The 13,541-nt window shown below is 44.5% G+C and carries 7 protein-coding genes; all 7 read right to left on the bottom strand.

What is annotated here, in order from left to right; genetic code table 11:
* Positions 1–553: 553 nt before the first annotated feature.
* Positions 554–1,498, bottom strand: coding sequence for a family 43 glycosylhydrolase (locus T495_RS0114465; RefSeq protein WP_369699750.1), 945 nt, complete (start codon positions 1,496–1,498; stop codon positions 554–556).
* 40 nt (positions 1,499–1,538) lie between these two features.
* Positions 1,539–3,128, bottom strand: a complete 1,590-nt coding sequence (locus T495_RS0114460; RefSeq protein ID WP_033149192.1) for a glycoside hydrolase family 71/99-like protein — start codon at positions 3,126–3,128, stop codon at positions 1,539–1,541.
* A complete protein-coding gene (locus tag T495_RS0114455; RefSeq protein ID WP_033149191.1) occupies positions 3,129–3,899 on the bottom strand; it encodes a DUF3823 domain-containing protein in 771 nt (256 codons plus the stop codon).
* A 19-nt stretch (positions 3,900–3,918) separates the two neighbouring features.
* Complete coding sequence (locus tag T495_RS0114450; RefSeq protein WP_033149190.1) at positions 3,919–5,874, bottom strand: RagB/SusD family nutrient uptake outer membrane protein; 1,956 nt, start codon at positions 5,872–5,874, stop codon at positions 3,919–3,921.
* 18 nt (positions 5,875–5,892) lie between these two features.
* Positions 5,893–9,054 (bottom strand): TonB-dependent receptor, encoded by a 3,162-nt coding sequence (locus T495_RS0114445; RefSeq protein ID WP_051652086.1) that lies wholly within the window; start codon positions 9,052–9,054, stop codon positions 5,893–5,895.
* Positions 9,055–9,074: 20 nt separating this feature from the next.
* Complete coding sequence (locus T495_RS0114440) at positions 9,075–10,784, bottom strand: hypothetical protein (RefSeq protein ID WP_155950073.1); 1,710 nt, start codon at positions 10,782–10,784, stop codon at positions 9,075–9,077.
* A 159-nt stretch (positions 10,785–10,943) separates the two neighbouring features.
* Positions 10,944–13,523 (bottom strand): triple tyrosine motif-containing protein, encoded by a 2,580-nt coding sequence (locus T495_RS0114435; protein WP_051652085.1) that lies wholly within the window; start codon positions 13,521–13,523, stop codon positions 10,944–10,946.
* Between the last annotated feature and the right edge of the window lie 18 nt (positions 13,524–13,541).

Here is a 13,541-nt window from a genome sequence, read left to right as displayed (position 1 = left end):
TTCAACAGCAACTGTTCTTCGCCAGGATTCATACCACTCAGATCATACATCACGCAAATGGCGCGTTCGTACTTATTGGCAGCCGTCATGGCCGAACTCAACACGCGATTGAAATGCTGTTTACCACTGGGATTACGAATCTCGGCCACAAAGCGTTGCATAAACACGCCATCGAGTCCATACGTCTGCATCCAACGGAAATGCGTATCAACCGACGAGGCATCGTAAGGCGAATAGACCTGGGCCACACTGCCATCATCGAACTTAAACGGGGTAGGATATGTTTTTTCATACTCTGACACATCGGGCCAGAAATCGACATTCGTTGAACCTGGCTGAAAACCATTGCGTCCTTGATAGTGATGCCAGCCACGGTTAGCGCCGTCACCAGGGGTGTTCTGCCACCCCTGGTATCCGGCCATGACTAAACCACGATAAGAGTTGTACATCTTACCGCCCGTGTACGCTGCTGCTCCCGCAGGAGAGACACAGAATAACATCAGAAAAACTACAAAACTAACTAACATATAACTATCTCTAACTTATACATTCATCAATGTTGTTTAACAAGTTTAATGGTTCCATTATCATTATACGACAAACGGTCGACACAGATGGAACGGAGGTTACCATGGTTTGACAGTGCCTGATTATGATAGAACAGGAACCACTCGCCCTTATATTCGACGATAGAACCATGGGTAGTATCGCACCCTGTAGGCAATAGCAGGATGCCCTTATAATCCCATGGACCAAGCGGCGATTTGCTCATGGCGTAGTGCATGCGGTTGGCACCACGACCATTCTCTGTATGGTTGTCGGCATACGACAGGTAATACCAATCGCCACGCTTATGCACCCATGTGGCCTCGTGGAAATCCTGCAACCCCTTCATTTCCTGGAGAGGCTCGGCCAACTCTACCATATTGTCCTTCATCTTTGCGCCCAAGCAACGGCCGCCACCACCATAGTAGAAATAGGGTGTACCATCGGTATCGACAAACACACAAGGGTCGATCATGGCGAAATGGTCGGTAATCTCCTTGATATAACCTACTGGCTGGAAGCCTGAATCTGGTTTGTCGCTCACAGCGATGCCTACCTGCCATGTATCATTCCAATCACTACCACTGGGATGCGGGAAGTAGAAATAGTATTTACCATTCTTATAGGCGCAATCAGGTGCCCACATAAAGCCACCCTCCGGACGCCCCCACTCCACCTGCGATGAGTTGAGAATTTCGCCATGGTCCTTCCAGTTGACCATATCATCAGTGGAGAACACATGGTACTGGTCCATGAGATCGCAACCACGGGGTGGGTCAACATCGTGTGAAGGATAGACGTACAGTCGGCCGTCCTTCCATACATGAGCAGAGGGGTCGGCTGTATAGATATGAGTCACGAATGGATTGGCAGGCAATTCGCCAATCTTTGTTTCTTTTGATTCACGCGAAGAACTGCAAGCAAGCAGACTGATACTCATACTTGCTGCCATCAGAATTGTTGTTGTCTTGAATAACTTCATAACTGTTGTATTATCGTAAAGGAATATCTTTTGTCATCTTGGTCTGACCGTTCAGCATCTTACGACCTTCGCCTGTCAACCAGAGATAGTGGTCAGTAGGCTTATCATCATCGATACCTTGGAACCTGATATCCAACGAACTGGCCAGCTCGCTCCACTGGATAGAAGAGCCTGTGCGCTGAGTGGACGACATAGAATAGCTACCGCCGGTGGTATAGTTGACATAATAGTCCTGACTGGCTACATTGCTAGGCACCTTGCTCACATTCAGCTGCTTGAAGATGGCTGTGCCCTCGTCCATCTCATCGAACATACCAACATAGATAGCCTGCGCACCATTTTTGATGTCGTAATAAAACTGGTTCCAGTAGAACTGCCCCCCAAAACGGAAACCGGTATTGGTATGATCCGGATTAGCCTTGCCATTGTTAGGATGCATATTGCGATCGCTGCCACCTGGAAAGATATGCTCAGCATAAACCACACGATGAGAGGCTGTGGAATAGGTCTTGGCAGTGGCAATATCCTGTTTAATACGCGTCTGCCAATCAGCATTGGTAAAATTATCGTGCCCATAACGCCCCACATACCAAGGAATAAAAGCATCGCACTCTTTGATGAGTTTGATGAGTTCGGTATGTTCAGAGCCACTAACACAATCGTTGCCACCCTGTCGCCAGTAGCCAGGACATCCCAGCATGATACTCCAACCCTGAGCCTTCAGCTGTTCAACGTAGGTTCTCAGGAACGATGGTTTGGGATGGTTGTTATCATTGAAGCCAGCGCCCCAAAGAGCCAGCATGGGCTTACCATTCTCATACAGATAGTATTTCTGTTTGGAACGATCAGACAGACTATATTCATTCATTAGTTTTTGTGCATCGTCAACCATGATTCGCATATTGGCATCGGTAGTGACTCCACTCATATCGTACATCACGGCGATGGCTCTCTGGTACTCGTTAGAGGCAGTCATAGCATGACTGAGAACAACATCGAAATGATCCTTATGACGAGCATCCATAATCTCACCTACAAAACGCTGCATGAAGGCACCATCAATGTTATACTGTTTCATCCACTTGAAATGGGTCATCACCGTCTGTTGGTCGTACGAACTGAACACTGTAGCATGACTGCCATCAGGCAGTATAAAAGGAGAACTGTAGCCCGTCTCATCGCCATCACCAACCACATACTTATGCTCGTATTCCGACATATCTGGCCAGAAATCGATGCTGTTACGCAGTACGCCTGGACGGAACTGCTCACTCTCGCGATAATGATACCACCCTTCGTTGGCTGCCACGGTGGTGAGAGGCGAGCCATCGCCCGGTGTACCAAACCACCCCTGATAACCACACATCACCAAACCCATGTAGGTATCAAACGGCTCACCGTCCTGATGGATCTTGAAATCATCGCCCAGACTGTTATATTCAGACATTGCATCCGGTGTATCGGAATTCACAGGTTTTTCCGGTTGTACTGCAGGCGGAATATAATCATCGTTACCACCGCCACCGCAAGCCATGATGGTGAGGCCAGTAAAGGCCCCAACCATCATTGCAACAACTAACTTTCTTTTACTTAACATCATTTACTGTGGGATTTCTATCGATTTGACTTCAGAGTAATTCCAGTGGTTATACTGGTCGTTCATGTTGACCCCCATACGAACCCAGTACTTGTATCCACGCTTAACAGGTAGGCGGAAAGTATAAGTCAAGTTGCCCTCGCCAGTATCCATGTTGCCAATGGTACTCCAACCTTTTCTCACGTTTACTCGCCATTGATCACTATAGTAGTAACTCATGCACATGGAAGCGCCACAGGTCTCGACATTGCTCACGAAAGGACGTATTTCGCGTACTTGTGGCATATCTATACCATTATAGCCCTTAGGATAGGGAGCAAACAAGCGTCCGCTTACCACCAGCGTATCGTAAGTGGCCTCAGGATACAACTCAAGCTCTGCAGAGAAATCCTTCACCTTGATATAAGGCGTTACCACAAAGTCCTGAGTGGCATTATTCGTATTACCAATCTGTACCCCACGGATAGTATCAATAGGGAACCAAGGACCATCGACAGGACACATATCGTAAGTACCTGCAAAGAGTTTATTGTTGACATACGTACCATCAGACTTGATATGAAGGCCCTGTTCAGCTGGATTGGTACTGAAACTCTTTTCCCAGATTTTGATATGATTATCGCCCACACAGCCCTCATAGGGCAGTCCTGTTGTAGAGTCGATAATACTACCTCTGACAGAAGCTGCCGGCTCATCGAAGTTATCAATCTCCATACACGACACCAAGCCCAGCAGAGTCATGCCACATATCAGATTAAAATATCCTTTTTTCATATTCTTCTATCTTTTTTATTTAGAATCCATCATTTCGGATCAGCAAATCATTCTTATTAATCTCATCGTCACCAATCTGCTTATAGTACTGCGAGGAGTAGAACGTGCGACGATAAGAGTTGAACGAAGGCTCATCGGGCAGGAAAATATACTTATCCTCATCCAACACATAATAGCAAGACAGACAGTGAGCAATCGTGCTTTGAAACAAATCATGATATACTCTCCAACGACGCAGATCCCAGTAGTGTTGATTCTCGAAGCACAGCTCGCGAACGCGCTCATCACGAATATACTGAAGATTCTCATCAACGTTATAGGAATAAGGATACTGCTCGGCATCCATCTCATTGACGTTTTGAGCATCAGCCTTATAGACATAAGGACGAGCGCCAGCACGAGCATGCAACTCGTTAATATGGGCAACAGCCTCCTGTTTCAGACTTTCATCGCCACGCAGCTGTCCAAGTTCATAAGCAGCCTCAGCCCAGTTACATAGCACTTCGCCATAACGGAACACTTTCCAGTTGGTAGAACTCTGATGCAGTTCCTTACCTCGACCGGTGGTGGTGCCTACATATTTACGCACACCAATACCCATGTAGTTCCACCCCTCATCGCCATGATTGGTAACCATACCATAACGACCATTTACACGGATGCCATTCAGCATATCGTTATCGCCACCAATAACACGGTTCTCGTTGGTGAAGTCGTTACTGCCGCCATAAGGACATCCATCAGCCTGCGTATGACTACCATAGGTCTTGAAAATACCTGCACGGAAATCCATCTTCTCGCCAGACACAGGTTCTGTCATACCTGAGAAGAAGAAGGTGGCACGAGCACGCCCTTCCATCTCATCAGTATCCCACAACTCAGAAGGGTCATTAAAGCGAATGGGCTTGCCATCTTCGTCGGCAATAGCCGGCATCTGAAACAGCTTTGCCGATTCCCAGCACCCCTGCAATGCGCAGCCTACACTCGATGACAAGCCTGTGCCCAAAGGCAATACCATAGCATCCCAACCATGGAACAAGCCTGTATTACGATTACCACCAGCCTCGAGTGTCGTTACATTGCCAAATCGTTTCATAAAGATATCCTCCTCAGTATCATTGACCATGGTTTCAACAAAAGCAGTCTCGCCATCACCAGCCAGATGGAGTTTAAAGCCTGCATCATGTAGGAACTTACAAGCATCATATGCATACTGATAGAACTCCTCGGCATGCTCTTGAGGGATAATCATCAAGCCCGCATTGACTGCAGGACCAGTGGTTCCTACCGTCCAACCGTAGTTGGCACTTGAAGCCGCATAGAGCATGACACGCGACATCAGAGCTGCTGCAGCATATGCTGTTCCACGGGTGGTTCGTTTCTTATCCGTACTGCCATGATTCATAGCATACTTCAAGTCGTTATAGATAAACTTGTAGGTATCATACTCTGTGCTACGAGCGACCTTCAATGTGTCAGGAGCAGCTTTGGGATCCTGTGGTGTATCAATCAAGGGCACACCACCAAAACGCTTAACCAAACCGAAATAGTAGAAGGCGCGAATAAAGTAACCTTCAGACATCAGCGCCTCATAATCGGACTCAGTATAGTTCTCTTTGTATTTAGGGAACTCTGTCAGGAAAGTGTTGATATAACGGATTTCTCCATAGGGCCAGTAATAGCCGGCATCCATGTTTTCTCCACGACCATTGCCTTCCAGACAGACTGATGAAGGACTGTTTTTCTGACCTTCCCAAGCATTACCTTCTTTCTTATACCCTTCGCCTTGATAGTAATTGAAATCCTCTATCGGTAAAGTATTATAAACACGTGCGAAATATTGCTGCACTCCCACCTCCGATTTAAAGAGCAGGTTCTCGGCCAAGATACCTTTAGGTTCCAAGTCCAAGTCGTTACAGGCGATCGTTAACGTGCTTATGAATGCTGTAAATATTAAATACTTAATCGTCTTCATATTCTTTTCTTTCTTTAATTAGAACTTAAGCGTAGCACCAACATTAAACGAGCGGTTCACAGGATAATTATAGAAAAGTATACTGCTCTCAGTACCATTATTAGCTCCACCCTGATGGCCAGGACGCTCTGGGTCCATATTCTTAATACCAGTTATTGTCAACAGGTTGTAGGCATTGACATAGACACGCAGGTCTTTCACACCAACTCTTCCTAACCATTTCTTTGGCAAAGAATAGCCCAGTTCCAAGGTCTTCAATCGAATGTAAGACGTATTCTGAATACCTGTTGTACCAATATTAAAGCTATGACTTGTTGCTGGATAATAGCCCGACATCCATTCTGTATGAGGATTCCAGGGGTCGTCAGTCAGTTTCTTGGTATGCCAGCGATCAAGATAGATATCAAGAGCAGCACCGCCATTGAACGGACAAACCTCAGTAAACACCTCATCGTACAGATTATAGATACCTGCCGAACCCTGCCAGTTCATAGAAAGGTCGATACCACGCCAGTCGGCTGACAAAGAGATGCCGTAGTTGAATACTGGCAGATTGAAGGTGGCAACAGGATGATTATCATTTCCATCAACGACACCATCGCCATTCCAGTCTTTATACCAATAATCGCCAGGAAGTGTGCCTGTGCCATAGTTGGTACCAATAGTTGAATGGTGCTGGATTTCCTCATAGTTACTGAAACGACCACCTTCTTCGATACTGAACCAAATATCCATGTTACGACCACTACGGTTTACATCGTACCAGTTACTCATTGAGTTACTACCCTGATTGTTGTTACGTTTATCCCAACGGTTCTTAGCTGCGGAGATCTGGCCCATGACCTGATAGCCCAACTCGCCAATGCGATTTCGATGATAGAGACTGATTTCCCAACCGAAAGTCATATCACTATTCATATTTTCCAACGGCAGATCAGCACCTACAGTACCGGGGATAGTACGGTTTGAGCGATCGAGAAGTCCGCTACGCTGACGCTTGAACACTTCGAACGTACCACCAAGGAGTCCGTTCCATAGTTCGAAATCAATACCTGCATTGTAAAGCTTTGACTTATACCATGTCAGATCAGGATTAGGGATAGCAGTAGGCGTGACACCTGTTGTCAGAGTTCCCTCAGTATAATACCAACCATAATCGTTATTCAGGTTGTATCCAACAACAGTTGGAGGATAAGTACCGGCAGCACCATCATCTCCCATCTCACCATACGACAAGCGGAATTTTAAGTTAGACAGGAATGGTATCAGCTTTTTAACGAAGCCTTCCTCACTGGCGCGCCAACCTACAAGCACAGAGGGGAAGAACCCCCAGCGTGCGCCATCAGCCCAGCGAGAAGAGGCATCCTCACGGAATGCCAACTCTGCCAGATACTTTCCCTGATAATCGTAATTCAGACGGCCCACCCAAGCCTTACGGGTGATATCGCCAATACCAGAGCTTGAGCCTGCCATACCATCTGTATCACCAGCAAAGAGGTACTCGGTCGATAATAGCATGTTACGCTGTGCAGAGAAATTGTCCCATGTGTTATACTGCTCTTCATAAAGTAGCAAGGCACTGATCTTGTGGTCACCATAGGTACGATCGTAATTCAGCGACAGCTGGAGATCAGTAGCATGACTGGGATCAGTCCAACGGCGCACATATGACTTACCAGAATTCTGAGGCAGAGAAACCAAGTTTCCTGGCTCATCTATGCCCTTGGCTGAATCGTTAAGACGATAAAGGTTATATTCCTTCTGGTAGTTATGGTTATCAGTGGTATAATAATCATAGCTATAGAATGCCTTGGCACTCAGACCTTTTACATACTTGAAGTCGTACTGTAACGTCAAGCCACCATTAAAATTATAACGACGCTCACGTCGGAAACCTGAGTAATCTGAATCAATTTCCGTAACAGGATTAGACTCTTCTGTAAAGTCAGGGTCCTTAGAAGGATAATCCGTGTTGCCGTTCAAATATGGTGAAGCAGTAGGACGATAGGTCCATGCTTTTTTATAAACGCTCCAAATATCCGTATAAGGCTGATTCTTCTCGTCCTTATAGCCACTGAGTGAAACTGTGGCTTTAAGACGATCAGTAATTCTTGCATCGACATTCGAACGGAAGTTCCAACGGTTATAATTCATCGAGTGACTCTTATAACTACCCATCTGTTTCATATAGCCGACATTGAAGAAATAGTCGATTTTCTGCGAGCTACCATTCAATGACACATTGTACTGTTCCTGAGGTGAAGTATTATCAAACATCTCCTTAGTCCAGTTGGTACCGGTGATACCATGCGAGGTATAGTAGAACATGTCCTTATACGATTTCAGGCCGTTACCTAAGCGTTGAGGATAGGTATTATTGCTGAGGGAATTGTTAACCTTCTCATTGTACAGCATGATATGTTCTGCAGCAGAGGCCGTTTCTGGAAGGTAGAGGAACGACTGCCAACCGTAGTTTGCAGAGAACGTAATATCAAACTTACCATTCTTTGCACCAGTTCCGTGCTTTGTAGTAACCAAAATCACGCCATTTGCAGCACGTACGCCATAGATAGCAGCCGATGCATCCTTCAGGACAGATACATTCTCAATCTCATTAGCATCCATACGTGAGAAATAGGACTGGTCGCGAGGAATGCCATCGACCACAATCAATGGCGTTCCCATACCGCGAATATCAATCTTACTATTAAATTCACCAGGCTGCGCACTGGATTGGGTGATTCGGATACCAGGTATCTTACCAGCGAGCATGTTAACCGTATTCTCGTTTTTGGTGACAGTCATTTCCTTGTTGTTAATGGAAGCGACGGCACCAGTAAGAGTAGCCTTTTTCTGTGTACCATAACCAACAACAACCACGTCGTCGAGCAAGTGGCTATCTTCTTGTAACATCACACTCAAGCTATTCTTTGAAGCGGTAACCTGCGCATCATGATAACCTACAAAAGAGATTTTAAGCTTTTCTTTGGGAGAAGCCAAAATACTGAATTGGCCATTCATGTCAGTGACGGTCGCCCTATTCGAACCATTCACACGTATGGTCGCGCCAATGACAGGTTCACCGTTAGCATCAGTCACAAGGCCCTTCACCTCACGTTGCTGTGCAAAACCTGACAATGCAGCAAGCATACACAATATGACAATAATATATCTTCTCATAAGCAATGGGAGATTAATGATTAACGCGAAGCTGGATCGACAACACCTTCAGCAGCACCACGACGATTAATGAAGAGGAATGCGATACCACCATCACCATCACCGATATAACGCTGACCATAAGCATATTCGAAGGCTGCACGGGCATGGATGCGGAGACCCCATCCAGGATATTGAGCGCCAGTGGTCATCACGCCAGCATCGTTGATATCAATACCAATCAGATCATGCCAGTCGCTATATGGAATCCAGTCCCAGCCACCAATAATCTCACCATTACAGTTACCACCAAACAGCTCTATCAGACCTGCTTCATCCTCTGGTTTTCCTGCGATATTCCGACGGTTAGAAGAAGTGACAGCAGTACCACCAAGATACCAGTAGACGCCCTTAGAATGCTTAGCATACTTCTGTCCCAAATCACCTAATGCCAAACGGGTTCCATCGTGGAAGATGATGTCGCCCTGCTCCTTCAGTTGAACAGAATAATTACCCCATTGTTCGTGCAGGAATGTCTGTGCACCGCCATGCTGCATGGGGACCTGACTATCGTCGCCATCGAATACGGCAGAGAAAGCCTTCTGGATATCCCAACTATTCACGCCTGGAGCCCAATAGCCAGAGCCGTCCTCCGGACAAATTTCCATATGCTCAGAAAGATTGTTGAAACCACCTTTGAAACTGATTTCCTTCAATGGATCATTGAAAATCCAATTAACCTTCATCTTGACCACGCCATCAACCAGAACATTTACCATAAAACCTTCAGGGAAGTCACAACCAGGACGACCAGCCAACGACCATGTGCCATTGGCTGCAAGACTACTCTTCAGAACATCATAGGCCTTACGTGCATTATCATTCATCTGCTTAGAGGCACTTGCAACCTCGAACGTTACACCTTCAGGCAATCCTGTAAAGAACTCCGCCATATTGAAATCATCCACCAGATCGGCAGGAATAGTAGCAGTCCAATACCAGGTATCCGTACCTGCGGTACTCTGTGTTACCTCGCTTTTCTGCGCATCAGAAACAGATGTGGCAAAGCCATAATCCTCAAGAGCCTCGGCTACAAAACTATTACTATTAACCTGAATACGGAAATAATTAGAGATGTAGGTCTTACCATTCTGTGTGATCACAATATTCACAGCATAAGACTTACCTTCCTCGGCAGCTGTTGCCTGAACAGGAATGGTTATCATGTCGCCACTAATACTGGCACCATCGATAACCTTGAACAAGTCGTTGCTACCACGTGTCTTCAGCTCATGTGCTTCCTGTATATCAATATAGGCACCATCAAGTGTAGCAAGCTTAGGACTCATCTGGAACATAATATAGATAGGCTGACCATCATACATTTCCATTCCATCCACATACTGTGGACTATAGATTAACTGGCAAGCCGCTGCAGCTTTAGGAATGACGTACTGAGTACCATTTACAGTAATAATAAAATTGTTCTCGTTTTCAATTACAGTTACCTCAGAACCACTCTTTGCCGGTGGTGTCGTAATCACCTTACCATCGCTCATAGTCAATGTCCAAGAACCATCAGCTGCCTGAGAAGCACTTACGACCGTAGCACCTACAGCCTCATTAAAGTAACCCTCGATAGCTGTAATACGTGTTTCGAGGTCATCATTGTCTTTACTACAGGATGAGAAACTTGTTCCTGTTAGCACCATTGCTCCAACGAGGAGCGCATTCAAAAACTTTTTTTTCATAATCGATTGCTTTGATTTAGTTAATGGATAAAAGTCGATTTCGCTGGCAAAGGTAGTTATTATGACCAAATGGTGTTCTTTTTAATGGTCGTTATAAATACACCACCCGCATCTGCCGAATACGTCAGAAGTACGTCAAAATACACAAACTACTGATTATCAAGCAAATGAGTTAATATAATCGATTAGATTCATATCGCGTTCAAGATTGAATTTTTTACGGATTCTATATCGCATTGTCTCAACTCCACGTACAGAAATGTTGAGTAACGGGGCTATTTCCTTCGTAGAAAGATTCATTTTCAGATAAGCACACATCAATCGTTCGCTTCCAGACAGGTCGGGATGCTTTTGAGAAAGTCGTTGCATAAAGTTATTGTTAACCAAATCAAACTGTTCTTCAAATCGCTTCAGTAACTCATCCCCTTCCATACTCGCTTCAATACTGTTATTGATCATCAACAACTCACGCTTACTTTCTGCCGTATTCGTCTTTGAGAGTTTCACAGCCACAGAACGAATACTCTCTTTTAAGGCAAAGAGTGTCTCATTCTTTCTGGCAACACTAATAATAAGATTAGCTATTTCCTGGTTTTTATGCTTCAATTCAAGATCTATCTTGTCTTTCTCCAACTGATCGATTTCTATCTTCATTTCCTTGGTTTTCTGTTCAACCGCCAAATTTTGCTTTTGCCATACGTAACGACGGGCGTATTGATATATAAATAATCCACCACAACAAAGCAGGAAGATATAGATGAGATTGGCTATCCATGTACGATACCAGGGAGATAAAATAGTAAAAGTAATACTATCAGGATCTGTAAAATGATTACCACTACATGCTCGGACCTCAAAAGTGTAGGTTCCTTCAAGAAGATTACTATATTCTTTTGACGTCGAAGTAGTAGGATCAGACCACTCACCATCATTCAGTCTATACTGATAAGTAACACCACCATCAACTTGTAATGCAACGGCACGAAAATCAAAACGGACAGAGTTGTTGTCAAAGCTGATAATCGGTGAAGACTTGATATGAGAGAAATTAGCACGATACACTACAGAATCCCTCGGTGCAGTCAGTAGCATCCGGTGAATCAACGTACGCACTGGCGGCACTTTCACATCAGGTTTATACAGGATGAAACCAGCACTACACGGAATTAAATTAATCTGCTTATCGAGTTTAATGATATTACCTGAAGCATCCCACATCTCATATAAATCAGAAGGAACATCTGATAAGGAATCTATCCAAACTTTTCTCACCGTTTTATGACTGATAACCTTCTGATATGAACTATCCAATTGATAGATTTCAGCAAGATTCAAATTCCGGTTATACACAGTAAGCTGTTGTCTCCCCGTTTGTCGGAAATAGCGACATGATTCACTTATTCCCTTTATCCGACCTAACGACCGCCATTGACCATTTATCTTCTCCAAAATACAGATACCACTATACAACCCCACAAACAGTCTGTTGTTTATTCCATCTTGGGCCACACACGACCATGCACCGATTACATCAGTTATTTTGCTTGCTTTTGTCCCATTAACACAAAAGATGCCTTTGTCATGTAGACAGAATAACTCATCATGATGACTATATAAGAACCAAGCAGGTCCACTGGGACTATCAATTCTATTCATATTAATGTTCTGACCTTCCAAAACATGGTCAAGAGGTGTCATAAATAGTCCACGATCAGTTCCAAGATACAAATTATCATGAAATACTTGTGCGCTATAGCCAATACCATACGACATGCCTTTGCCATAAAGATGAAAATAAGGCGCATTAAGAAGGATATAGTCAATACCGTAATCCATACCAGCCCACAAATTACCTGAAGCATCAAAACTTATTGAGAGTACGGTATTATTCTGCAATCCATGCATCTCATCATAATTTTTCACTTCACCCGTGGCAAGATTGATGATAACAACGCCATTATGTATCGTTCCCAATGCTACCAGATCACCATTAATAGCAGCACAACAGATGACACCTTCCTTCAGCAGACGGTCGGCAGCTGTTGGAAAAGGCGTAACCGAGCGACCATTATAGTAAAACATTCCATCATTAGAAGTGGTAACAATCATACCTTGTTTATACTTAAACATAGAGTTGATACGCATGTGATCCAGAACAGCTCCTCCAGTTATAGGCAGTAGACGCTCACCAGCCACCATCTTCACACCATGATCAGTAGCCACATAGATAACACCATCTACCAATATAGAGGCAAAAATCTTGTCTTTTGATTCAATCATGAAGGGTTCCTTATGGTGCATGATCAGGATATAATCATCACAACGCAGATAGAGGACACCGCTTAATTCATATATTTCCCAAACATTTCCGACCTCACGGAATTTCTTATCAACAGAATCTGATAAACAGTGATACTGCAGAACACCGTTTTGACCAACCTCAAAGAAACCGTATTCATTTTCTCCACCAACATACACACGATGCTGTTTAGGAAAAACTGCAACGCCTCTTACTTCTGAACGGTTATTGAGCATATGCCGCTCCCAGCTGACGCCATCAAACGTAAGTAATGCACGTTCATTGGCAAAAAAAGTCCAGTTTTCATAAGAAGCGATACGCCAAGTTGTATGGCCACTACCATAGTCTTCAATACCATAGTGACAAATAAATGGAACACCAGCAGAGGTTCCAACGCACAATAATGCAAAAAAACAGAAAAGAGTAATAGTACGTAGCATTTTAGTCGGTCATTTAAT

This window comes from Prevotella sp. P6B1, from assembly GCF_000702825.1.
Classification (GTDB): Bacteria; Bacteroidota; Bacteroidia; order Bacteroidales; family Bacteroidaceae; genus Prevotella.
Note: the sequence above shows the minus strand (reverse complement) of the source record. Positions and strands in the feature narration are given on the sequence as shown.